This is a genomic window from Cryobacterium sp. AP23 (assembly GCF_054075385.1).
Genome location: NZ_CM133415.1, coordinates 1,827,086 through 1,849,911, shown reverse-complemented (window position 1 = coordinate 1,849,911; position 22,826 = coordinate 1,827,086). Strand labels below are relative to the sequence as shown.

The window sequence follows — 22,826 nt, the reverse complement described above, 5'->3', positions numbered from 1 at the left end:
GGGGAGGGCGCGGCGGCGCATAGGCTGGATGGGTGCTCCTCGCCATCGATACCTCCGCCGGCACCAGCGTCGCCGTCGTCGACCTGACCCGGGGCGTGCTCGCCGAACGCGGCGTCGCCGACACCATGCGGCACGCCGAAGTGGTCGGCCGCCTGATCCAGGAGTGCCTCACCGAGGCCGACGTTCCGGTCTTGGCACTGTCCGGCGTCGTCGGCGGGATGGGCCCCGGCCCGTTCACGGGGCTCCGCGTCGGCATCGCCGCCGCCCGGGTCTTCGCGCTCGGCATCAACCGTCCCCTGGTCCCCGTGGTCAGCCACGACGCCATCGCCTACGGCCACTACCGCACCGGGCACACCGGGCCACTGCTCGTGGTCACCGACGCCCGCCGCCGCGAGGTGTACTGGTCGGCGTACAGCGGGGCGGATGCCCAGGGCCTGCCGGTGCGGATCGGCCAGCCCGCGCTGGCCAAGCCGGCCGAGCTGCTCGAGGCCGACTTCGTGCACGCCGGCCTGCCCCGCCTCGACGCCGCCACCATCTCCGCCGGGGACCTCGGCATGGTCGCCGAGCTCGGCTACGCCGCCGGCCGCCCGGCCGCCGCCGACGAGGCGCTGTACCTGCGGTCGCCCGACGTGACGGTGTCCAAAAACGGCCCCAAGCGGGTGAGCTGATGACCGCCTGGCAGCTGCGCCGCGCCACCGCCGCCGACGTCGACGCGATCATGCTGCTGGAGACCTCCATCTTCGAAAACGACGCCTGGTCCACCGAGATGATGGCCCGCGACGTCGACGACCCCGGCTGCTACTACCTGGTCGCGTTCCCCCCGGATACCCCCGGCCACATCGTCGCCTATGCCGGCCTGCAGGCGGCGCCCCGTTCGCCGGAGAGCGACATCCAGACCATCGCCGTCGCCGCGGAGGCCCGCGGCCAGGGCCTCGGCCGGGTGCTGATGCTCACCCTGATCAACGAGGCCCGCAAGCGCGGCGCCCGGGAGACCTTCCTCGAGGTGCGCGCCGACAACCCCGGCGCCCAGCACCTCTACCGCTCGCTCGGCTTCGAAGACCTCGGCGTGCGCCGCGGCTACTACCAACCAGACAACGTGGATGCGATCGTGATGCGCCTGGCCATTCCCCCCGCCGAGATGGCGTTCGCCGCCACCACCGCAGCTATCGTGGCCGCCGCGCCGGCCGCCGCCGAGCCCGCAGCCGCCCAGCCCGCAGCTGCCGCGCCGGCCCCTGCCGCATCCGCCGCAGCCCAGGCCCGCCCGCTCAACCGCACCAACCCGCTCGTGCTCGGCATCGAGACGTCCTGCGACGAAACCGGCATCGGCATCGTGCGCGGCACCACCCTGCTCTCCAACACCATCGCCTCCTCCATGGACGAGCACGCCCGCTACGGCGGCGTCGTGCCGGAGGTGGCCGCCCGCGCCCACCTCGAAGAGATGGTGCCCGCGATCCACGCCGCCGTCGCCGAGGCCGGCATTCGCCTCGACGAGATCGACGCCATCGCCGTCACCAGCGGCCCCGGACTGGCCGGCGCGCTGATGGTGGGCGTCGGCGCCGCCAAGTCGCTCGCCATCGCGCTGGACGTGCCGATCTACGCCGTCAACCACCTCGTCGGCCACGTCGGCGCCGACCTGCTCCGCGGTGAGGGCGTCACGACGGATGCGCCGCTGGAGTACCCCACCATCGCGCTGCTGGTCTCTGGCGGCCACACCTCGCTGCTGCTCGTGCGCGACCTCGTTTCCGACGTCGAACTGCTCGGCGAAACCATCGACGACGCCGCCGGCGAGGCCTTCGACAAGGTGGCTAGGTTGCTCGGCCTGCCCTACCCCGGCGGCCCCCAGATCGACCGGGTCGCCGTGACCGGCAGCCCCACCGCCATCCGCTTCCCCCGCGGCCTGAGCCACCAGAAGGACGTCGCCAAGCATCGCTACGACTTCTCCTTCTCCGGCCTGAAGACTTCCGTCGCCCGCTGGGTGGAGCAGAAGCGCGACGCCGGCGAGACCGTGCCGATCGACGACGTCGCGGCCAGCTTCCGCGAGGCCGTCGTCGACGTGCTGCTCACCAAGGCCGTCGCCGCGTGCACCGACCTCGGGGTGCCCCGGCTGCTGCTCGGCGGCGGTGTGATCGCCAACCAGCGGCTGCGCCAGGTGGCCCAGGAACGCACGGATGCGGCCGGCATCGCGCTGCGGATCCCGCCGCTGTCCCTGTGCACCGACAACGGCGCGATGATCGCAGCCCTCGGCGCCCAGCTGATCATGGCCGGCCACGCCCCGTCCACCCTCGACTTCGGTGCGGATTCCACCCTGCCGGTGTCCGAGATCCAGGCCTGAAAACCCGTCTCACCGAGCGTTTCCCTGCCTGAGGCGATACTCTGGGCGCGGGGGTCTCCGCCGTGCCTAAACGTTGACACCCCCGCGACGTGGGTGCCACTATGGCACCGCGGAACCCAACGTCGAGAACTGTCCCTGACGCTGCATCCACTCGAAGGAGTCTCCGACATGACCGACCCGAACCTTCCCCCGGTTACCCCGCCCGCCAACCAGCCGGCTCCGCCGCCGGCCTACGCCCCGCCGTCCGCACCCGCGTACGGTGCCACCGGCGAGACCCCGCCCGCGTACTCCGCGCAGAGCTACACCGGCCCGGCCGGGGCGGACAAGTACAACGTGCTCGCCATCATCTCCCTGGTCAGCGCCTTCTTCGTGTCCCTCGCGGCGATCATCTGCGGCCACATCGCGCTCAGCCAGATCAAGAAGACCGGTGAACGCGGCCGTGGCCTGGCCATCGCCGGGCTGGTCCTGGGCTACCTCGGCATCATTGCCGGGATCATCATCTTCGTCGTCCTCATCCTCGCCTGGATCGCGGCGATCAACAGCGGCTACGACCCGGCGACGACCTACTAGGCCACCGCCGGGCCCGCCCTGGGCGACGGGGCGGGCCGCGGCCGCCGGCGAGGTCCACGCATCGACAAGAAAGGGAGTCACCGATCATGTCCGATCCGAATACACCAGACGGTCCCGTTCCGCACGTGCCCGAGGTACCGCAGGTTCCCGACGTACCCCAGGTTCCTGACGTGCCGCAGGTGCCCGACTTCCCGCAGTCGAATGCGGCCGCGGATCCGCCCGGACCGCCGCCGCCGTCCGGCCAGCCCGGACCCGCCGGCCCGCCGCCCGGCCAAGGCGGCGGATACGGTCCGCCGCCGGCCTACGGCGCCCCGCCCTCCTCCGGGCCGGCGGCCGGCTACGGGCCGCCGCCCCCGGCGTACGGCGCCCCGCAGCCAGGGCAGGGCCGCCCGCCGGGCCCGTACCCCGCCAGCAAGCAGCCGGTGCTCAGCATCATCTCCATGGTCGCCGGCGTGGTCGGGCTGATCAGCACCCCCATCGGATTCCTGCCGTTCGTCGGCGGCATCCTCGCGCTGATCCTGCCGCTGGCCGGTGTGGTGCTCGGATTCATCGCCCGCCCCCGGGAACCGAACGGTCGCGGCTTCTGGCTCACCGGCATTATCACCGGCTTTGTCGGCATAGGGGTGGCGCTGTTGAGTATCCTGCTGTGGTCCCTGTTGTTCGCCTCCACGCCGATGGACAACTACAACTACAACTTCGACTACTGATCCATCCGAAAGAGCACAGCATGTTCCGTCAGTATCCCGCGCGTTGCGTTCGGCTCCGCTCTGCGCCCGTGGACCGGAGCCGCGCATGACCACCGGAGCGTCGGACACCCAGGCGGACCAGCGCAGGGCGGAGCCCCGCGAGGAGGCTCCCGCCCGCACCCGTGCCGAGGCGCGGGCTCGCGCTGCCGCGCTCGCCGGGCCCGCCGCCGCCGCCGCGCCGCGGCTGCCCGTCGCGCTCACCCGACCGCCGGTGGCCGGAGAACTGGCCTACGAATCCACGGTCACCGCCCCGACCGAGTGGGTGCCGTACGTCTACACCACCGCAGAGATCCAGACCCATCCGGCCCGCCGCGGCCTGAGCATCGCGGCCGTGGTCTGCGGGGCGCTCGGCGTGCTGGCCGGCATCTTCGTGATCTGGGGCGCCCCGCTGAGCCTGGCCGCCGTGGTGCTCGCGCTCGTCGCCAGAGCGGTGGAGAGACGCGCCGGCGGCCTGTGGTTGTTCGGCCTGTTCAGCGGGATCGTCGGGCTGATGATGGCGGCGCTGTGGTTCGTCGTCATCACCCAGATGCTGCCCGCCTACTACCGCTGAGGCGCGCCCGGCGGTCGTCCGACCCGCTCCACCAGCAGGGCCACCTTGTGCCCGGCGGCCCGGGTCAGCACCAGGGTGCCGGTTTCCGGTCCCTTGAGCTTCAACCGGGTGCGCAGGGTGGCCGGATCCACATCCACGCCGCGCTTCTTGATCTCCAGTGTGCCGATCTTGCGTTCGGCCAGGGCCAGCCGCAGCTTCTTCTCGTCGGTGGGCAGCACCTCCAGCACCCGGAACGCCGTGGCGAACGGCGTGCGGGTGAGCGTGGCGCTGGTCAGGTAGGCCAGGCCCTCGCTGAGCATGAGCGCATCCATCGACCGGGCCAGGTCACCGATCAGGCGGGCGCGGATGATGGCCCCGTCGGGTTCGTAGAGGTACTCGCCCAACTCGCCGACACCGACATCCTCGCTGTCGCCGGCGGCGGTCAGCTCGGCGACCTCGCCCTCCCGGCCCAGCAACAATGCCGCCCGCCGGATACCGGGGCGCGCGAGCGCGCCGAACCACAGGCCCATCTCCACCAGCTTGCCGTCCACCGACACCCACTGGGCCTCCGCGGTGTCCGGAATCTGGTCGCGGTCGTGGCCGGGGCCGAGCTTGACGCCGACGGGCATCCGCCCGGCCAGGGCGAAGACGTCGTTCAGGTTGGGGGAGTAGTCCTCCGCCCGGGTCAGCCGGCTGGTGTTGCCGTGCCCGGCGGTGCGGCGGGCGGGGTCGAACCAGAGCGCGTCGAACTCGGTCGGGTCGATGCTGGCCGCGTCGGCGCAGACCACCGAGGAGCTGGGGAACGGGGCGAGGTTGAAGCTGGCGACGGTGGCGGTGACCTCGTCCACGTCGATCGCGGTCACGGTCAGCTCCATCGCCGCCATCGCCATGGCGTCGCCGCCGATGCCGCAGCCCACGTCGGCGACCCGGGTCAGCCCGGCCTCCACGAACCGGCCGGCGTGCAGCGCGGCCACCCGCAGCCGGGTGGCCTGCTCCAGGCCGGCCTCGGTGAACAGCATCCGGCTGGCGAAATCCCCGAATTTGGCCGCCGCCTTGGCCCGCAACCGGGACTGGTACAGCACCGCGTTCACCAGGGCGGGGGAGTGGCCGGCGCGGCGCAGGTCACTCACCGTGCGCACCACATCGGCCCCGGCCTCGTAGGCGGGCAAAGAGTCCAGCAGGCGCAGGCCTTCGGGAGAGAGAAGCTCAACGAGCTCGGCGCGATCCATCCCGCAAACCTATCAAGCCAAACCCGCGCCCGGCCGAGCGCCATTGGCACTCACGTTGCGTGAGTGCCAGTTGCGCCCTAAACTCGACTTAGCACTCTCGCTGTGAGTCTGCTAACTACGTCTTAGCTAAGAAAGAGGTCAACCGTGTCGGTCTCCATCAAGCCGCTCGAAGATCGCATCGTCATCAAGCAGGTGGATGCAGAACAGACCACCGCTTCCGGACTTGTGATCCCGGACACCGCCAAAGAGAAGCCCCAGGAGGGCGAAGTTGTCGCCGTCGGCCCCGGCCGCATTGACGACAACGGCAACCGGATCCCGCTCGACGTCGCCGTCGGCGACAAGGTGATCTACTCCAAGTACGGTGGAACCGAAGTCAAGTTCGGTGGCGAGGACCTCCTCGTTCTGTCGGCCCGCGACGTTCTCGCGGTCGTCGTTCGCTAGTCACACCCCATATCGTTGAATCCCGGATGGCCTCGGCCGTCCGGGATTTTTCGCGTCCAGAGGAGGCAGTGTGCTCGAGGATTCCACCGACCCGGCCGATTCGTCGGGAGTGACGGATGCCGGCCAGGGCCGGGTGCGCACGCCGCGGAGCGCGTCGACCACAGGCCTGATCTTCGCGCTCTGCTCCTACGGCATGTGGGGGTTCCTGCCGCTGTACTTCCTGCTCCTCGCTCCCACCGGGGCGTTCGAGATCGTGGCCTGGCGGGTGCTGTTCTCGCTGGTCTTCTGCGCGGTGCTGATCGTGTCTACCCGGGCCTGGCGGCCCCTGGCCGCGGCGCTCCGCACGCCGCGCATCGTCTGGACGATGGGGCTGGCCGGCATCCTCATCTACATCAACTGGCAGACCTTCATCCTGGGTACCCTCAGCGGCCACGTCGTCGAGACGGCGCTGGGGTACTTCATCAACCCGATCATCACCGTCCTGCTCGGGGTGCTCGTGCTGCACGAACGGTTGCGCACCGCCCAGTGGGCCGCCGTGCTGATCAGCCTGGTCGCCGTGGTGGTGCTCAGCGTCGGCTACGGCCGCATCCCCTGGATCTCGCTGATCCTGGCGTTCTCGTTCGGCCTGTACGGGCTGATCAAGAAACGGGTCGGCGGCCACCTCGACGCGCTCACCGGGCTCACCCTCGAGACGATCTGGCTCACCCCGGTCGCGATCATCCAGCTGGTCGTGGTGGCTCTGATCTCCGGGCTCACCTTCGGCACCGTGTCGCCGTTGCACACGATTGCACTGATCGGCTCCGGCGTGCTCACCGCGGTGCCGTTGCTGTTCTTCGCGGCGGCCTCCCGCCGGCTTCCGCTGACCACGATGGGGCTCGTGCAGTACCTCGCCCCGGTGCTGCAGTTCATCGCCGGCGTGGTCATCCTGCACGAGCCGATGCCGCCGGAACGCTGGCTCGGCTTCGGCCTGGTCTGGCTGGCGCTGATCGTGCTCACCGTCGACATGATCGCCTCGGGCCGCGCCGCGCGCCGGCCGGTCACCGACACGTTCTAGGCGTCTGACCTAAAGATTCTGATCAGGAGCCCGTTCGTAACGATTTGGTCGCGTTACACGGCTGTAACACGACCGCCTTGTTTGATGTCGTTCTGGTGAATACGTTTACACCACGGCAACGATCGTTTGCCAGCTCTTCTTCTCGATTCCCCTTACCCTAGGAGCAACATGAGCGTATTCGCGAAGGCCTCGGCCTCCCGCTCGGCACGCGCCGTAGTCACCGGCGTCGCCATCTTCGGCGTCAGCGCACTTCTGCTCACCGGATGCAGCACCACCGCCGAGGAACCGGCCGCATCCGAGGCACCCGCAGCTGGCAGCAGCGACGTCATCGCCATCGAGGCCGGAGATCGCGACCTGTCCCTGAAGGTCGGTACGATCCTTCCCCAGAGTGGTGCTCTCGCCTTCCTCGGCCCGCCCGAAGAAGCCGGTGTCAACCTGGCCGTCGAAGAGATCAAGGCCGCCGACCTGGGCATCGACATCGAAGCCATCCTCCGCGACTCCGGCGACACCACGACCGACACCGCAACCGTCTCCGTGACCGACCTGCTCTCGCAGGACGTCTCGGCGATCATCGGTGCGGCATCCTCCGGTGTCTCCAAGACCGTCATCGACCAGATCACCGGCGACGGCGTCGTGCAGTTCTCCCCGGCCAACACCTCGGCCGACTTCACGGACTACGAGGACAACAACCTCTTCTGGCGCACCGCGCCGTCCGACGTCCTGCAGGGCGAAGTCCTCGGAAACCTGATCGCCGAAGACGGCAACAGCACCCTGGGCCTGATCGTGCTCAACGACTCCTACGGAACCGGCCTGGCCGAGTACACCACCGCCGCCTTCGAGGCAGCCGGTGGAGAAGTCGTTGCGACCTCGCTCTTCAACGAGGGTGACTCGAACTTCGCCGCGCAGATCTCCGAAGTGACCGCTGCGAACCCCGACGCGATCGCCATCATCTCCTTCGACCAGGCCAAGATCATCACCCCGGCCCTCGTCGGCGGCGGCTTCCCCGGCGACAAGCTCTACTTCGTCGACGGAAACCTGGCGGACTACAGCGCCGACTTCGCACCCGGCCTCGTCGAGGGCTCCAAGGGCACGCTGCCCGGCCTCGACACCGCCACGCTCGGTGACTTCACCGACCGTCTGCTCGAGATCGACCCGACCCTGACCGACTTCAGCTACGCGGCTGAGTCGTACGACGCCGTGATCCTGATCGCGCTGGCCGCCTACGCAGCCAACGACACGTCGGGTGAGGCCATCGCCAGCTACCTGCAGCAGGTCTCGGGTGGCACCGGTGAAGGCACCAAGGTCACCGACTTCGCATCGGGCGCCGAGGCGCTCGCCGCGGGCGACCAGATCGACTACGACGGCTACTCCGGCCCGGTCACGTTCGACGAGAACGGCGACCCGACCGAGGCGACCATCGGCGTCTACGAGTTCGGTGCAGACAACAAGTACACCCGCATCAACTAGACACCTCCGCTGACGGCGGCGCGCCCCGCAGCAGACGCGCCGCCACCAGCACCAGAAGGGCCCCGGCATCCGCCGGGGCCCTTCTGCGTGCCCGCCGCGCCGAGTTGCCCCGCAGCGGACGAGTTGCCCCGGTACGCGGGGGCAACTCGTCCGCTCGGGGGCAAGTCGGGGGTGGGGTCAGGCGCGGGTGAGGTGCAGCACCAGGGCCTGGGCGGGCCAGAGCGGGGGGACCTGCATGCCGACCGTGCCCAGGACGACGCCGGGGAGGGTGACCTCGCCGGCGGTCAGCCAGGCCGGGGTGGTCCAGCCGTGCCGGGTGGCGCCGATCTCCCGGCGCACCCGCACCGTGTACCGGGCCTCGGGGTCCAGGCCGTGCAGCCGGATGTGCTCCGGCAGGGAGTCCTCCGTCGTCGCGACGCTCGCAATCGTGTACACCGCCGCGCTCCGGTCGGGCAGCACAGCGCCGGTGAGGCGGAGGGCAGGGTCGCGCAGGTCGCCGTGCACCGCGGTGCCGGTGTGGATGATGTGGCGCACCTCCTTGTACAGCGCGGCGAACGCGGCGATGGTCGCCAGCTCCGCCTCGGTGCACTCTGCGATGTTCCACTCGAACCCCGCCGACCCCATCAGGCTCGTCGCCAGGCGGTAGGACAGGTCGGTCGCCCGGCCCGAGCTGTGCGCCACCGTGGGGCCGACGTGGCCGCCGACGAGCTCGGGCGGTAGCAGCAGCTGGGTCCAGCGCTGGATGTCCTGCCGCTCGACCGGGTCGTTGGAGTCGCTGGCCCACATCCGGTCGGCGACGGCCATGATGCCCAGGTCGGAGCGCGCCCCGCCGCTCGAGCAGGACTCGATCTCCAGGCCGGGGTGCCGGTCCTTGAGCTCGGCGAACAGCCGGTACGCCGCCCGGGTCTGCTCGTGCACCCCGTACCGGCCGGCGTGCACGGCCTCGACCAGGTCGCGGTTGTGGTCCCACTTGATGAAGTCGATCCCGAGCTCGGTCACCAGGGCGTCCATCTGGCCGAGCACGTGGGCGTAGGCGGCGGGGTTGGCGATGTCGAGCACGAACTGGGTGCGCCAGCTCAGCCCGGCCGGCAAATCGATCGCGTCCGGCCGGTGCAGCAGCCAGTCCGGGTGCGCCCGCGCGAGATCGGAATCGAGGTTCACCATCTCGGGTTCGAACCACAGCCCGAACTCCATGCCGAGGCCGTGCACATGGTCGGCGAGCGGGCCGAGGCCGTCCGGCCACACGGCGGGATCCACCAGCCAGTCGCCCAGGCCCGTGGTGTCGTCCCGGCGGGACATGAACCAGCCGTCGTCGAGCACGAACCGCTCGATGCCGACGCCGGCGGCGACATCCGCCAGGTGCAGCAGGTTCGCCGGGTTGTGGTCGAAGTAGACCGCCTCCCAGGTGTTGAGCACCAGCGGGCGGGTGCGGCGCGGATGCTGCGGGCGGGCCCGGAGGTAGGCGTGGAAGCGGGCGGACAGGCCGTCCAGGCCCGCACCCGACCAGGCGAAGAAGGAGACGGGCGTCTCGTAGACCGCGCCGGTGGCCAGCACGATCTCGCCGGGGCGCACCAGCTCGCCGGCGCCGATCAGGGGCACGAACTCCGGCCCGCGGTCCGTGCGGTAGGTGGTGTCGGCGCTCCAGCCCAGGTGCACGGCCCACAGCTCGCCGTCCCGGTCGGCCGGCGGGTTGATCGAGGCGATCAGCATGGTGGTGGCGTCGTGGCCGCTCCGACCCCGGCGGGTCTGCCGGGTGACGGTTCCGCGGGGCAGCTCGGTGGTCTGGGGCACCTTCTCCCGGGTCCAGCGGCCGGAGAACTGGGTGACCCGGTCCACCGCCTTCGGCGTCGGCAGGGTCGCCTCGAGCCACTCGACGGCGACGAGGCCCGGCCCGGTGTTGTGGAGCTCGTGCCGCACGCTGATCACGCCGCCGGCCTCGATGCGGAACCGGCTGGTCAACCGGAGTCCGCCGACGTGATCGTCGGCCGTGACCACCAGTGCCGGTGTCCCGGCCGGGCCGGCCACGTCCAGGCCGGTGACCTGCCAGCGCGGGAACACGGGGGAGCCGTCCCGGGTGAGCAGGGTGCCGGGGCGGCCCGGCCAGCCGTCGGACTCCTGCGGCAGGATCGACACCTGCCAGGCGGCATCCAGGGTGCCGGGAGCGGTCTGCCGGCTGACCGCGGCGGAGAACTGCTCGCGGTCACCCTCGGTGAGTTCACCGAGGTCCGCGCCCCAGTGCAGCACCACCGGCAGGCCCGTCTCGGGCTGCTCGAGCAGCAGGGATGTTCCCTCCCCCCGTAACAGAACGAACCGGGGAAGGAGGGACTGGAGCATGGAAGAACCTTTCGCTGGATCGGCATTGACCTGTGGGTGGGTTCAGCATAACGACCGTTACGTCATTTTCCCGAGTAACTTGACTAACTAAATTTAAGGAGATAGGAATGTCTCTAGGTCGGGCCCTGGTGCCCGGCCGCACCGACAAGGTCGTCTAGGCACAGCGATGTGGCTGGCATGAGAAAGGATCAAAGATGTTCCTGCACAGTTCACGCACGCGGAGCCTGGCCGTGGCGGCCATCGTCGCCACCGCTGCTCTCGCCCTCACCGGGTGCACCTCATCCGGCTCGTCGTCGTCGTCCGGGTCGTCGGCGTCCGACACCCTCGTCGCCTACACCGGGCAGTCCGGCGACTACCAGCTCAACTTCAACCCGTACTCGCCGTCCAACATCGGCGGCATCGGCACCATCTTCGAAGGACTCTTCTTCGTCACCAACGTCAACAGCGACCCGTACACGCCGCTGCTCGGCACCGACTACACCTGGAACGCCGACGGCACCCAGCTCGACGTCACCCTGCGCGAGGGTGTGACCTGGTCCGACGGCGAGGCGTTCACCGCCGACGACGTGGCCTTCACCTTCAACATGCTGCTGGAAACCCCGTCGATCAACACCGGCGGTTTCGACGGCACCGTCACGGCCGCCGACGACACCCACGTCACCTTCACCTGGACCCACCCGGCCTTCGTCGACGGCCCCACCGTGCTCGGCCGCACCTACATCGTGCCCGAGCACATCTGGGCCGACCTGGACCCCACCACCGACGTGCAGGAGAAGCCGGTGGGTACGGGCGCGTTCACCCTGACCAACTTCAAGGCGCAGGCGTTCACCCTCTCCGCCAACCCCACCTACTGGGACGGCGAGCCGGACGTGAAGGCCGTGCGCTACCTGTCGCTGTCGGGTAACACCGCCGGTGCGGATGCGCTCGCCGCCGGAACCATCGACTGGCAGACCGGCCCGGTGCCCGACATCAAGAACGTCTCCAAGAACTACCAGGGCTACGACGCCATCACGGTGCCGCAGAACCAGATGGTCCTGGCCACCTGCTCCAGCGCCGAACTGGGCTGCACCGGACCGCAGACCGACCCGGCCGTGCGCCAGGCGATCTACTACGCCATCGACCGCGACCAGGCCAACAGCCTCGCCTTCGAGGACACGGCCAGCGAGATCTCGCCGAGCCTTGCGCTCACCACCAGCCAGTCCGACCTCATCTCCAGCGCATTGGAGGAGCCGATCGCCCCGAGCGCAGCGGACCCCAAGAAGTCCGATGCGCTGCTCACCGGCGCCGGCTGGGCCAAGGGCGCCGACGGTATCTACGCCAAGGCCGGCGAGAAGCTCTCCCTCACCGCCGAGGTCGTCACCGGCTGGACCGACTACATCACGGCGCTGGACACCATGAAGCAGCAGCTGAAAACGGCCGGCATCGACCTCACCGTCGCCCAGTCCTCGTGGAACGAGTGGACGGACAAGAAGGGCAAGGGCAACTACCAGCTCGCCATCGACTCGCTCGGCCAGGGCCCGGCATCCGACCCGTACTACCTGTACAACAACTACTTCAGCACCGCGAACACCGCCGCCGTCGGCACCTCCGTGTCACTGAACATCGGCCGGTTCAGCGACCCGGCGGTCGACGCCGCCCTGGCCGTGCTCAAGGGCACCGACCCGTCTGACACCGCGACCCGGCAGACGCAGTTCGACGTCATCCAGGCGAGCATCGTCGCGGACCTGCCGTACATCCCGATCATGACCGGCGGCACGACGAGCGAATTCCACTCGTCGAAGTTCACCGGCTGGCCCACGCTGGACGACCTGTACGCCTTCCCGGCCATCTGGGCGTCACCGGACAACTCGCAGATCTTCAAGACGCTCGTTCCCACGGGTAAGTAACCCGGTCCAGCTCGTGCTGCTGGAGAAGTTCGTACACAGACCCAAGGGAATCCGATGAATTACTTTCTGCGAAAGCTTGGCTTCTACGCCATTGCGTTGTGGGCCGCGCTCACGTTGAATTTCATGATTCCCCGGCTGCTGCCCGGTAATCCGGTCGACATCCTGCTCGCCAAGCTTCAGCAGCGCGGCGGCATCGTCACCGCTGAGACCCGGCGGGCGTACGAACTTCTCCTCGGCGGCGACACCGACCAGCCCCTGATCGCCCAGTACTGGGACTACATCGTCAACGTGTTCCAGGGCGACCTCGGTGTCTCGGTGACGTACTTCCCCGCCCCGGTCAGCGAGGTCATCGCGGCCTCGCTGCCCTGGACGATCATGCTGGTGGGCATCGCCACCATCCTGTCCACCATCCTCGGCGTGGGCCTGGGCGCCATCGTCGGTTGGAAGCCGGGCACCTGGCTGGACTCGCTCGTGCCGGCGACGACCCTGCTGGCCGCGGTGCCGTACTTCTGGCTCGCACTGATCCTGGTCTACGCCTTCGCCACCACCTGGCGGCTCTTCCCCGGCCAGGGCGGCTACGACGTGGTGCTCGACCCGGGCTGGAGCCTGGAGTTCATCGGCTCGGCCATCACGTACGGCTTCCTGCCGGCCCTGACCATCGTCATCGCCTCCATCGGCGGCTGGCTGCTGGGCATGCGCAACATGATGGTCTCCACCCTCTCCGAGGACTACATCCTCACCGCGGAGGCCAAGGGGCTGCGGAACGGCAAGATCCTGCGCAGCTACGCCGCCCGCAACGCGATGCTGCCCTCGATCGCGGGCTTCGCGATCTCGCTGGGCTTCGTCGTCTCCGGGTCCATCGTCACCGAGCAGGTGTTCTCCTACCCGGGGATCGGTTCCAAGCTGCTCACCGCGGTCACCAACAATGACTACGCACTCATGCAGGGGATCTTCCTCTACATCACCCTCGCCGTGCTCGGCGCGAACCTGGTCGTGGACATCCTCTACGGATTCATCGACCCCCGCACCCGAGCGAGAAGCTGAGAGAAGGGACCCTCATGACCAACCTCACCCCGACAACGGAACCCTCCATCGGCGACGCCCCCGAACAGCTGGCCGCCGTGGCCGGAGCGCTCGGCGAAAAGCCCCGCTCTGCTCTCCGGGCCATGCTGCCCACCCTCACCCCGTGGCTCGTCACCGGGCTGAGCCTGATCGGCGCGATCGCGCTGTTCGGCATCATCGGCCCGTTCTTCGTACAGGACCCCACCGTCATCCGCAACATCGGGCTGTCCGCCCCGTCGGCCGAGCACATCCTGGGCACCACCCAGACCGGGCAGGATGTCTTCGCCCAGCTCGCCTACGCCACCAGGGGCTCCCTCGAGATCGGGCTGCTCGTGGGGGTGCTCGCCACCATCCTCTCCGCCTTCTTCGGCATCCTCGGCGCGTACATCGGCGGATTCGCCGACGAGGCCTTCTCGCTGTTCTCCAACGTGTTCCTGGTCATCCCCGGCCTGCCGCTGGTGATCGTCATCTCCGGCTTCGTACCGCCCAAGCAGCGCGGCCTGTGGACCATCGCCGTGGTGCTGGCCATCACCGGCTGGGCCGCGTCCTCCCGGGTGTTGCGGGCGCAGACCATGTCGATCCGGAACCGGGACTACGTGAACGCGGCCCGGGTGTCCGGGGAGCGGTCGTTCCGGGTCATCGCCGTGGAGATCCTGCCGAACCTGCTGCCCGTGCTCGCCTCCCAGTTCGTGTTCGCGGTGATCGCCGCCATCCTCGCGGAGGCGGGCCTGGCCTTCCTCGGCCTGGGCGCGTCGAACTCGTCGACGCTGGGCACCATGTTGTTCTACGCCCAGAACGGCTTCGCCCTGCCGCTCGGCGCCTGGTGGTGGTTCATCCCGCCGGGGTTGATCATCGCCCTGTTCGGCACCGGGCTCTCCCTGGTCAACTTCAGCATCGACGAGATCATCAACCCCCGGCTCAAGAACGCCCGGCTCTACCGCAAGCGCCGCAAGGTCGCGCAGCGCCGGAGTGCCGACACCCCCAGGAGCGCATCATGACCCTCACCGTGAACCCGGCCGCCGCCGGGGTGCCCGCGACCCCGTCGCCCACCGTGCTCAGCGTCACGAACCTCACCGTGGTGTACGAGGTCGACCACCCGGTCACCGCCGTCAAGAATGTCAGCCTCGAGTTGGCCCGCGGCGAGATCCTCGGCCTGGCCGGGGAGTCCGGCTGCGGCAAGACCACGCTGGCGTACGCCATCAACCGGCTGCACAAACCACCGGCGCGGATCGTGTCCGGGGAGGTGACGTTCCACGACAAGGCCGACGGCGACCTCAACCTGCTCACCCTCGGCGACGAGCAGCTGCGCCTGTTCCGTTGGGACAAGCTCTCGATGGTGTTCCAGGGCGCCATGAACGCCCTCAACCCGGTGATCACGGTGCGTGCCCAGCTCGAGGACGTGCTCACCACCCACCGGCCGGGCATGAAGAAGGCCGAGCGCCGGGAGCTCGCCGCCAGCGTGCTGCAGCTGGTGGGCGTCGACCGGTCCCGGCTCACCTCCTACGCGCACGAACTGTCCGGCGGGATGCGCCAGCGCGTGATGATCGCGATGGCGCTGCTGCTCGAGCCGCAGGTGATGATCATGGACGAACCCACCACCGCCCTGGACGTGGTCGTGCAGCGGGAGATCCTGCGGGAGATCGTGCGGCTCCGCGACGAACTGAACTTCGCGGTGATCTTCATCACCCACGACCTGCCGTTGCTGCTGGAGATCAGCGACCGGATCGCGATCATGCTCGCCGGTGAGATCGTCGAGATCGACACCGCCACGAACATCTACCGCAACCCGCAGCATCCGTATACCAAGAAGCTGCTCGGTTCCTTCCCCAGCCTCACCGGCGCACGCGGGTCGTTCATCCGCTCCGGTGTCAACAACAGTGCGGACCTGTCATGACCAGCATCGAAGTGACCAACCTGAGCAAGCACTTCGTGCTGCGTGAGGGACTCAAGCGCAACACCCTCAAGGCCGTCGACCGGGTCTCGTTCGACCTCACGCCCGGCCGCACGGTCGCCCTGGTCGGCGAGTCCGGGTCGGGCAAGTCCACCATCGCCCGGATGCTGTCCCGGCTGGAGAAACCCACCAGCGGGCAGATCAAGGTCACCCTCGACGACGGCACCCAGGTGGGCGGGTCGATCTACCGCCGGCACGTGCAGATGGTGTTCCAGGACCCGTTCGCGTCGCTGAACCCGTTCCACTCGATCGAGCACCACATCGCCCGGCCCCTCATCCTCCACCACCGCACCAAGGGGCGGGCACAGACCCACGAACGGGTCGTGCAGATGCTGGAGCGGGTGAACCTGCATCCCGCCGCCGACATGGCCATGCGACGCCCGCACGAGCTCTCCGGCGGGCAACGGCAGCGGGTCGCGATCGCGCGGGCGCTCGCGCCCGGCGCGCAGGTGCTCATAGCGGACGAACCGGTGTCGATGCTCGACGTGTCGATCCGGCTCGAGGTGCTCAACCTGATGGCCCGGTTGCAGCGCGAGGACAACCTCGCGGTGCTCTACATCACCCACGACCTGGCCACCGCCCGGCACTTCTCCGACGAGATCCTGGTCATGTTCCGCGGGCGGATCGTGGAGCGCGGCCCGGCCGACGACGTGATCCTCGACCCGCAGCATCCGTACACGAAGCTGCTCGCGCTGGCGGCGCCCGACCCGGAGCAGGCCGGCAAGATCATCGGCACCGAAACGGCCTTCGACCACAAGGCGATGGACAACCAGTCCACCTTCAACCACTACACCCGCGAGTGGACCAACGCCGCCGGCGAAGTCCTCGAGACCGTCTAGCGCCGGACCATGACCGAGTTCCACTGGCGCACGGATGCGCTCACGCTCACCTTCGGCCACGACGACACGGCGCCGGTGGCGCTCCGCTCACTGCGGGCGGCGGGCACCGCGGCCCCGGACACCGCCGACGGCCGGCTCGACCAACCGCTGGTGGAGGTCTCGGCGATCGGCCACGGCCGGTTCCCCGGCGGCTTCCGGCACGTGGACACGGTCCTCGGCGCGTCCCTCCGCTACGCCGGGCACGCCGAGACCGCGGACGGCGCGTACCGCGAGCTGCGCGTCACCCAGGCCGACCCCGGCACCGGGCTCCGGGTGACGAGCGTGTTCCGGGCCCAGGCGGGCACGGCCGCGTTCCAGGCCTGGACCGTCGTGGAGCTCGACGCCGGTGCAGCGGCGCTCACCCTGGACTTCGTGTCCTCCTTCGCCACCGGAGCGTTCCTCGCCGACACCGGTCTCACCGTGGACGCGTTCGACCTGCTCAGCGGCGAGAACGACTGGGTCGCCGAGAACCGGTGGAGCCGTCGCGCGCTCCGGGAGGTCGGGCTCGCCCGCATCGACCGCGACATCCAGCATCACCCGCCGCGCAGCCGGTGCCTGGTCTCCAACCGGGGGTCCTGGTCGACGGGGGAGCGGTTGCCCACCGGGGCGCTGCTCTGCCGGGACGCGGACTACGCCCTCGCCTGGCAGGTGGAGCACAACGGGCCGTGGAGCTACGAGATCGGCGAGAGCCGGCACGGCGCCTACCTGCTGCTGGCCGGGCCGACCGACCAGGAGAACCAGTGGTCCACCCCGATCACGCCCGGGCACGGCTTCACCTCGGTGCCGGTGTCGGTGGGCATCTCTCGCGGCGGGGTGCAGGCGGCGCTCGCCGTGCTCACCGACCAGCGCCGGGCCATCCGGTTGCCGCGCGCCGCCGACGAGGCCCTGCCGGTGATCTTCAACGACTACATGAACACGCTGATGGGCGACCCCACCACCGCCACCCTGCTGCCGCTGATCGATGCCGCGGCACGGGTGGGCGCCGACTACTTCTGCATCGACGCCGGCTGGTACGCCGAGGGGCACTGGTGGGACACCGTCGGCGCGTGGGAGCCCGCGGCGAGCCGGTTCCCCGGCGGCATCACCGCGGTGATCGACCACATCCGGGCCCGCGGCATGGTGGCCGGGCTGTGGCTGGAACCCGAGGTGATCGGCGTGCACTCCCCGCTGGCCCGGTCGCTGCCCGACGACGCGTTCTTCTCCCGCGGCGGCATCCGCGTGGCCGAGCACGGCCGGCACCACCTCGATCTGCGCTCGGCCGCGGCCAGGGCGCACCTGGATGCCGTCGTCGACCGGTTGGTCTCCGACTACGGGGTCGGCTTCTTCAAGATGGACTACAACACCATGGCCGGCCCGGGCACCGACGCCACCGGGGGAGTGGCCGGCGACGGCCTGCTCGGCCACACCCGGGCGCTGCTCGACTGGCTCGACGGCATCCAGGCCCGGCACCCGCAGCTGTTGATCGAGAACTGCGCCTCCGGGGCGATGCGGATGGACTACGCCATGATGAGCCGGCTGCACCTGCAGTCCACCTCCGACCAGCAGGACCCGGTGCTCTACGCCCCGATCGCCGCCGCGGCGCCCGCGTCGCTGCTGCCCGAGCAGGCCGGCAACTGGGCGTACCCGCAGGCGGGCATGACCCCGGAGCTGTTCACCTTCGCGCTGGTGAACGCGATCCTCGGCCGGATGTACCTCTCCGGCTACCTCAACCGGATGAGCCCGGCCGAAGTGGCCCTGGTCACCGAGGCCGTGGCCGCGCAGAAGACCGTCGTGGCGGGCATCCGCTTGTCACACCCGGTCTGGCCGCTCGGCCTGCCCGGTTGGGAGGACCCGTGGGTCGCGCTGGGGCTGACCGCACCCGGAGGGGAGCTGCGCCTCTCGCTCTGGCGTCGCCCGGGAGCCGCCGACACCGTGGTGCTGCCGCTACCGGCCTTCACCGGCCGCGAGCTCGACGTGGCGGCGTTCTTCCCCGCCCGGCAGCACGGCTGGTCCTGGACCTGGGACGCCGCGGCCGGGCTCCTCACCGTGACAGTGACCGTGGCCGCGCCCACCGCCCGGGTCCTCGCGCTCCGTACCATTTAACGCGAGTTGCCCCGCTGCGGACCAGTTGCCCCCGTAGACCGGGGCAACTCGTCCGCAACGGGGCAAGTCGGTGAAGCGGATGGTGCGGGCTAGTCGTCCTGGCCCAGGGTGCCCAGGTACAGGCCGATCACCTTAGGGTCGTTCAGCAGCTCACGGCCGGTGCCGGTGTACGCATCCCGGCCCTGGTCGAGCACGTAGCCGCGGTCGCAGATCTGCAGGCACCGACGGGCGTTCTGCTCCACCATGATCGTGGTCACGCCGGCCTTGTTGATCTCCTTCACGCGCAGGAACGCCTCGTCCTGGCGCACGGGGGATAGGCCGGCGCTCGGCTCGTCGAGCAGCAGCACGTGCGGGCCCATCATCAGTGCCCGCGACATCGCCACCATCTGACGCTCACCACCGGAGAGCGACCCGGCCCGCTGGCCGAGGCGCTTGCGCAGTTCGGGGAAGATCTCGGTGACGAACTCGAGGCGTTCCGCCAGGCCCTTGGGTTTCTGGTACATGCCCATTTCCAGGTTCTCCTGGATGGTCAGCGTCGGGAAGACGTTGTTTGTCTGCGGCACGAAACCGACACCCTTGGAGACCAGCTTGTTGGCCTTGAGGTTGGTGATGTTGTCACCGCGCAACCGGATCTCACCCTCGCGCACCTTGACGAGGCCGAAGATCGACTTGAGCAGCGTCGACTTGCCGGCGCCGTTCGGGCCGATGATGCCGATCAGTTCGCCGTCGTAGGCGGTGAGCGAGCATTCGTTGAGGATGTTCACGCCGGGCACGTAGCCGGCGGTCACGTTCTTGACCTCGACGACGGCGTTGCGCACCGGGGCGGGCGCGCCTCCGACCAGCGGGCTAGAGTTCGTCATCGAGCAGCTCCTTAATGGCTCCGACATGTTCTTTTTCGGCGTCCGGGTCTTCGCCCAGGTCCTCGTCGTGGTGCTGGCCCAGGTACGCGTCGATCACGGCCTGGTTGCGCATCACCTCGTGCGGGTCGCCCTCGGCGACCACCTTGCCCTCGGCCATCACGATCACCCAGTCGGCGATGTGACGCACCATGTGCATGTCGTGCTCGACGAAGAGCACGCTCATGCCTTCGGCCTTGAGGTTGAGGATGTGGTCGAGCAGCGACTGGGTCAGCGCCGGGTTCACGCCGGCCATCGGCTCGTCGAGCATCACCAGGGTCGGGTCGCTCATCAGCGCCCGCGCCATTTCGAGGAGCTTGCGCTGCCCACCGGAGAGGCTGGCCGCGTAGTCGTCCTTCTTGGTGTCCAGCTTGAACCTGGCGAGCAGGTCGAGGGCCTTGACCTTGTTGTCCTTCTCCTGCTGGCGCCAGAGGAACGGCAGCACGGCGCGGAACAGGTTCTCGCCGACCTGCGCCTTGGCGCCGAGCAGCATGTTGTCCATCACGGTGAGCAGGCCCAGCGCCTTGGTGAGCTGGAAGGTGCGCACCTGGCCCATCCGGGCCACCTTGAACGCGGCCATGCCGCCGATCGAGGTGCCCTCGAACGTCCACGAGCCGGTGTCGGGCTTGTCGAATCCGGTGAGCAGGTTGAACAGCGTGGTCTTGCCGGCGCCGTTCGGGCCGATCAGCGCGGTGATGGCGCCGCGGGGGATCTCGAGGTGTTCGACATCCACCGCCTTGAGGCCGCCGAAGGTGCGGCTGACGCCGTCCACGACGAGGATCGGGTCCTTCTTCTTGCACCCGGGAACGGCTTCACCGATGTGCATGTCGACGGTCTTGACGGGCTTTGCAGTGGGAACGGTGTTATTTGACAAAAGCCAGCTCCTTCTTGTTTCCGAAGATGCCCTGTGGTCGATAGATGACTATCAGCATGATCGCCACGCCCACCAGGATGAAGCGCAACTGCCCGGCCTGGATGCTCGACATGAACGGCAGCCAGCCGGCCTCGACGGCGCGGGCGATGAAGCCGGAGAAGAACGACAGCAGCACCCAGAAGATCATCGAGCCGATGACCGGTCCGAGGATCGTCGCGGCGCCACCGAGCAGCAGGATCGCGTAGACGAAGAACGTGAGGCTCGTCTGGTAGTTCGACGGCACCACGGCCCGCGGCAGCACGAAGATCATTCCGGCGATCGTGCCGAACACGCCACCGAGGATCAGGGACTGCATCTTGTAGGCGTAGACGTTCTTGCCCAGCGCGCGGACGGCATCCTCGTCTTCACGGATGCCCTTGATGACGCGGCCCCAGGGGCTGCGCATGATCTGCCAGGTGAACAGGCAGGCCAGGATCACGACGGTCCAGGCCACGATGCGCAGCCACCAGTCGTAGGCGTTGTACTCGAACGGACCGAACCCGTAGGTGCCGGCGGGGATCGGGTTGAGGTCGGCGAAGCCGCCCTTGTACCCGCTGAGCCCGTTGGCCGAACCGGTGATGGGTTCGAAGGTGTTCGTCGTGAACAGCAGTCGCACGATCTCGGCCGCCGCGATGGTCACGATGGCCAGGTAGTCCGCCCGCAACCGCAGGGTGGGTATACCCAGGATCAGGGCGAACACGACGGATGCGCCGATCCCGACGAGCACGGACGCCCAGACCGGGAAGCCGAAGCTCAGGGTCGAGATGGCGTACCCGTAGGCGCCGAGGGCCATGAAGCCGGCCTGGCCGAAGTTGAGCAGGCCGGTGTAGCCGAAGTGGACCGCCAGTCCCAACGCCGCGAGGGCGTAGGCGGCGGTGGTCGGGCTGATCAGCTCGACGGCCGCGTTGCTAAAGATTGCTCCCCAGTCGATCATCGTCAGCCCCTAGCCAATTCTCTCTTTGCGACCCAGGATGCCTTGCGGCCGAAGCAGCAGCACCAGGATCAAAACGACAAGTGCACCGACGTATTTCAGGTCGGACGGAAGCCAGAGCGTCGACAGTTCGACGAACAGGCCCACGATGATCGAGCCGACGAGGGCGCCGAACGCGGTACCGAGACCGCCGAGGGTCGTGGCCGCGAAGACCAGCAGCAGGATCTGGAAACCCATGTCCCAGCTGACGCCCGGACGGAAGTAGGCCCAGAGCACACCGGACAGGCCGGCCAGCGCTCCGCCGACGATCCAGACGATGCGGATGACGCCGTCGACGTCGATGCCGCTGGCCGAGGCGAGGCTGGGATTGTCGGAGACGGCACGGGTGGCCTTGCCGATGCGGGTGCGCAGCAAGAAGTAGGACACCGCGAGCAGCACGACAATGCTGATCCCCATGCTCCACAGGTCGATCGGGGAGAGCGAGATCGGCCCGAACTTCATGTCGGCCATGCCCGATCCGGGCAGCTGGCTGGTGCCGCCGCCGTAGAAGAGCTGGAACACGTAGCGCAGCGCCAGGGACAGGCCGATGCTGACGATCATCAGCGGGATCAATCCCACCCCCTTCTTCCGCAGGGGTTTCCAGATCGTGGCGTCGAGCCCCCAGCCGAGGGCGCCGCTGAGCAGGATGGCCACCACGATCGCCACCCAGATCGGCAGACCCATGGTGACGGAGAGGGTGAGGGTGGCCAACGCGCCGAAGGTGATCATCTCCGCGTGGGCGAAGTTGCTCAGGCCCGTCGTGCCGAAGATCAGCGACATGCCGATCGCCGCCAGCGCCAGCAGCAGCCCGAAGTTCAGGCCGTTGACGAACCGGTTCACGAACTGGTCGAAGAAGCTGACCGTGGTGCGTTCTCCCTCGCCGAGGAAGAAGTTCACCGATTTGACCTTGGTCAGGCCGAACTCGGCGGTGATCTCGGAACCGCCCTTGGCGACGACCACGCCCTTGGGCAACGTGTCCTCGTCGAGGGCGACCGTGTAGGTCTCCTTCTCCGGCACACCGATGCGCCACTTGCCGTCGGCGTCGGTGACGACCTCGGCCTCGTAACCGGATCCCTCAACCGAGATGAGCACGTCTTCGATGGGTTCACCATCGAATTGCACGTTGCCGGACAGCACGTACTCGTACTGGTCGGTGTTGATCTCATCGGCGTGAGCCGCTCCCGCGCCGAGCGTGGAAAAGGTCAGCGCGGTCAGGAGGAGGCCGAGTAGCAGCACCACCCTCCGGGGCGTGAATTTGCGAACTGCGTGTGTATTGCTCACTGCACCTCCAGGGCGGCACCGTCGGTGCGTATTCGAGCCGGCACGGACTTGCCTGCCAGCGACGTTGCTGACAGTACGTGCCGATTATGTCGCATATGTTTCGTAGCCCGGTCATGCCGGAAGAATTTCGGCTCGCGGAATGCGCCGGGCCTTCTGTCGCTTAACATTGATTACCGGTTACATCTCTTGGATTTCCGGACATTTT

General features: G+C 68.8%; 20 protein-coding genes. 14 read left to right on the top strand and 6 right to left on the bottom strand.

All coding sequences use genetic code 11. The annotated features are described in order from the left end of the window. The first annotated feature begins 32 nt into the window (after positions 1-32). The 5 genes from tsaB to ACU5E9_RS08780 all read left to right on the top strand — a co-directional run bounded on the left by tsaB (position 33) and on the right by ACU5E9_RS08780 (position 4,198). Positions 33-668 (top strand): tRNA (adenosine(37)-N6)-threonylcarbamoyltransferase complex dimerization subunit type 1 TsaB, encoded by a 636-nt coding sequence (tsaB, locus tag ACU5E9_RS08800; RefSeq protein WP_456813235.1) that lies wholly within the window; start codon positions 33-35, stop codon positions 666-668. After that, the gene (tsaD, locus tag ACU5E9_RS08795) at positions 668-2,332 is read left to right on the top strand and encodes a tRNA (adenosine(37)-N6)-threonylcarbamoyltransferase complex transferase subunit TsaD (protein WP_456813234.1); all 1,665 of its coding nucleotides are present in this window, start codon (positions 668-670) and stop codon (positions 2,330-2,332) included. The genes tsaB and tsaD overlap by 1 nt, the downstream gene beginning before the upstream one ends. A gap of 168 nt (positions 2,333-2,500) precedes the next feature. Next, on the top strand, positions 2,501-2,902 hold the full coding sequence (locus tag ACU5E9_RS08790) for a DUF4190 domain-containing protein (protein ID WP_456813233.1): 402 nt from the start codon (positions 2,501-2,503) through the stop codon (positions 2,900-2,902). A gap of 86 nt (positions 2,903-2,988) precedes the next feature. Continuing rightward, a complete protein-coding gene (locus ACU5E9_RS08785) occupies positions 2,989-3,609 on the top strand; it encodes a DUF4190 domain-containing protein (RefSeq protein ID WP_456813232.1) in 621 nt (206 codons plus the stop codon). Positions 3,610-3,694: 85 nt separating this feature from the next. Next, on the top strand, positions 3,695-4,198 hold the full coding sequence (locus ACU5E9_RS08780) for a hypothetical protein (RefSeq protein ID WP_456813231.1): 504 nt from the start codon (positions 3,695-3,697) through the stop codon (positions 4,196-4,198). Here the strand turns inward: ACU5E9_RS08780 and ACU5E9_RS08775 are convergent. Next, a complete protein-coding gene (locus ACU5E9_RS08775; protein WP_456813230.1) occupies positions 4,189-5,406 on the bottom strand; it encodes a THUMP-like domain-containing protein in 1,218 nt (405 codons plus the stop codon). The genes ACU5E9_RS08780 and ACU5E9_RS08775 overlap by 10 nt on opposite strands. A gap of 144 nt (positions 5,407-5,550) precedes the next feature. Between ACU5E9_RS08775 and groES the strand changes: the two genes are divergently transcribed. From groES to ACU5E9_RS08760, 3 genes are all read left to right on the top strand, one after another. Beyond that, positions 5,551-5,847 (top strand): co-chaperone GroES, encoded by a 297-nt coding sequence (groES, locus tag ACU5E9_RS08770; RefSeq protein ID WP_066597535.1) that lies wholly within the window; start codon positions 5,551-5,553, stop codon positions 5,845-5,847. Positions 5,848-5,956: 109 nt separating this feature from the next. Beyond that, positions 5,957-6,901, top strand: a complete 945-nt coding sequence (gene rarD / locus ACU5E9_RS08765) for an EamA family transporter RarD (RefSeq protein WP_456813519.1) — start codon at positions 5,957-5,959, stop codon at positions 6,899-6,901. Positions 6,902-7,069: 168 nt separating this feature from the next. After that, the gene (locus tag ACU5E9_RS08760; protein ID WP_456813229.1) at positions 7,070-8,368 is read left to right on the top strand and encodes an ABC transporter substrate-binding protein; all 1,299 of its coding nucleotides are present in this window, start codon (positions 7,070-7,072) and stop codon (positions 8,366-8,368) included. Positions 8,369-8,545: 177 nt separating this feature from the next. On the opposite strand, the gene ACU5E9_RS08755 is transcribed toward ACU5E9_RS08760, so the two are convergent. After that, a complete protein-coding gene (locus ACU5E9_RS08755; RefSeq protein WP_456813228.1) occupies positions 8,546-10,702 on the bottom strand; it encodes an alpha-galactosidase in 2,157 nt (718 codons plus the stop codon). A 194-nt stretch (positions 10,703-10,896) separates the two neighbouring features. On the opposite strand from ACU5E9_RS08755, the gene ACU5E9_RS08750 reads away from it, so the two are divergent. From ACU5E9_RS08750 to ACU5E9_RS08725, 6 genes are read left to right on the top strand one after another with little or no spacing between them, the layout of a single operon-like run. After that, entirely contained in the window at positions 10,897-12,588 is a 1,692-nt protein-coding gene (locus ACU5E9_RS08750) for an ABC transporter substrate-binding protein (RefSeq protein WP_456813227.1), read from the top strand. A gap of 54 nt (positions 12,589-12,642) precedes the next feature. After that, the gene (locus ACU5E9_RS08745) at positions 12,643-13,632 is read left to right on the top strand and encodes an ABC transporter permease (RefSeq protein WP_456813226.1); all 990 of its coding nucleotides are present in this window, start codon (positions 12,643-12,645) and stop codon (positions 13,630-13,632) included. Positions 13,633-13,646: 14 nt separating this feature from the next. Continuing rightward, positions 13,647-14,648, top strand: coding sequence for an ABC transporter permease (locus ACU5E9_RS08740; protein WP_456813225.1), 1,002 nt, complete (start codon positions 13,647-13,649; stop codon positions 14,646-14,648). Next, positions 14,645-15,544: an ABC transporter ATP-binding protein gene (locus tag ACU5E9_RS08735; RefSeq protein ID WP_456813224.1), complete on the top strand. Its 900-nt coding sequence runs from the start codon at positions 14,645-14,647 to the stop codon at positions 15,542-15,544. The genes ACU5E9_RS08740 and ACU5E9_RS08735 overlap by 4 nt, the downstream gene beginning before the upstream one ends. Next, the gene (locus tag ACU5E9_RS08730) at positions 15,541-16,440 is read left to right on the top strand and encodes an ABC transporter ATP-binding protein (RefSeq protein WP_456813223.1); all 900 of its coding nucleotides are present in this window, start codon (positions 15,541-15,543) and stop codon (positions 16,438-16,440) included. Before ACU5E9_RS08735 ends, ACU5E9_RS08730 begins: the two co-directional genes overlap by 4 nt. A gap of 9 nt (positions 16,441-16,449) precedes the next feature. Beyond that, entirely contained in the window at positions 16,450-18,561 is a 2,112-nt protein-coding gene (locus ACU5E9_RS08725) for an alpha-galactosidase (protein WP_456813222.1), read from the top strand. Between the two features lie 89 nt (positions 18,562-18,650). On the opposite strand, the gene ACU5E9_RS08720 is transcribed toward ACU5E9_RS08725, so the two are convergent. From ACU5E9_RS08720 to ACU5E9_RS08705, 4 genes are read right to left on the bottom strand one after another with little or no spacing between them, the layout of a single operon-like run. Further along, the gene (locus ACU5E9_RS08720; RefSeq protein WP_456813221.1) at positions 18,651-19,421 is read right to left on the bottom strand and encodes an ABC transporter ATP-binding protein; all 771 of its coding nucleotides are present in this window, start codon (positions 19,419-19,421) and stop codon (positions 18,651-18,653) included. After that, positions 19,408-20,283, bottom strand: a complete 876-nt coding sequence (locus tag ACU5E9_RS08715; protein WP_456813518.1) for an ABC transporter ATP-binding protein — start codon at positions 20,281-20,283, stop codon at positions 19,408-19,410. The genes ACU5E9_RS08720 and ACU5E9_RS08715 overlap by 14 nt, the downstream gene beginning before the upstream one ends. Before the next feature lie 37 nt (positions 20,284-20,320). Continuing rightward, on the bottom strand, positions 20,321-21,301 hold the full coding sequence (locus ACU5E9_RS08710) for a branched-chain amino acid ABC transporter permease (protein WP_456813517.1): 981 nt from the start codon (positions 21,299-21,301) through the stop codon (positions 20,321-20,323). Between the two features lie 12 nt (positions 21,302-21,313). After that, on the bottom strand, positions 21,314-22,621 hold the full coding sequence (locus ACU5E9_RS08705) for a branched-chain amino acid ABC transporter permease (protein WP_456813220.1): 1,308 nt from the start codon (positions 22,619-22,621) through the stop codon (positions 21,314-21,316). Positions 22,622-22,826: the final 205 nt, after the last annotated feature.

Coding starts and splice junctions, on each gene's coding strand:
- tsaD (WP_456813234.1), top strand. CDS start 668: ATGACCGCCTGGCAGCTGCGCCGCGCCACCGCCGCCGACGTCGACGCG.
- ACU5E9_RS08790 (WP_456813233.1), top strand. CDS start 2,501: ATGACCGACCCGAACCTTCCCCCGGTTACCCCGCCCGCCAACCAGCCG.
- ACU5E9_RS08785 (WP_456813232.1), top strand. CDS start 2,989: ATGTCCGATCCGAATACACCAGACGGTCCCGTTCCGCACGTGCCCGAG.
- ACU5E9_RS08780 (WP_456813231.1), top strand. CDS start 3,695: ATGACCACCGGAGCGTCGGACACCCAGGCGGACCAGCGCAGGGCGGAG.
- ACU5E9_RS08775 (WP_456813230.1), bottom strand. CDS start 5,406: ATGGATCGCGCCGAGCTCGTTGAGCTTCTCTCTCCCGAAGGCCTGCGC.
- ACU5E9_RS08760 (WP_456813229.1), top strand. CDS start 7,070: ATGAGCGTATTCGCGAAGGCCTCGGCCTCCCGCTCGGCACGCGCCGTA.
- ACU5E9_RS08755 (WP_456813228.1), bottom strand. CDS start 10,702: ATGCTCCAGTCCCTCCTTCCCCGGTTCGTTCTGTTACGGGGGGAGGGA.
- ACU5E9_RS08750 (WP_456813227.1), top strand. CDS start 10,897: ATGTTCCTGCACAGTTCACGCACGCGGAGCCTGGCCGTGGCGGCCATC.
- ACU5E9_RS08745 (WP_456813226.1), top strand. CDS start 12,643: ATGAATTACTTTCTGCGAAAGCTTGGCTTCTACGCCATTGCGTTGTGG.
- ACU5E9_RS08740 (WP_456813225.1), top strand. CDS start 13,647: ATGACCAACCTCACCCCGACAACGGAACCCTCCATCGGCGACGCCCCC.
- ACU5E9_RS08735 (WP_456813224.1), top strand. CDS start 14,645: ATGACCCTCACCGTGAACCCGGCCGCCGCCGGGGTGCCCGCGACCCCG.
- ACU5E9_RS08730 (WP_456813223.1), top strand. CDS start 15,541: ATGACCAGCATCGAAGTGACCAACCTGAGCAAGCACTTCGTGCTGCGT.
- ACU5E9_RS08725 (WP_456813222.1), top strand. CDS start 16,450: ATGACCGAGTTCCACTGGCGCACGGATGCGCTCACGCTCACCTTCGGC.
- ACU5E9_RS08720 (WP_456813221.1), bottom strand. CDS start 19,421: ATGACGAACTCTAGCCCGCTGGTCGGAGGCGCGCCCGCCCCGGTGCGC.
- ACU5E9_RS08715 (WP_456813518.1), bottom strand. CDS start 20,283: ATGCACATCGGTGAAGCCGTTCCCGGGTGCAAGAAGAAGGACCCGATC.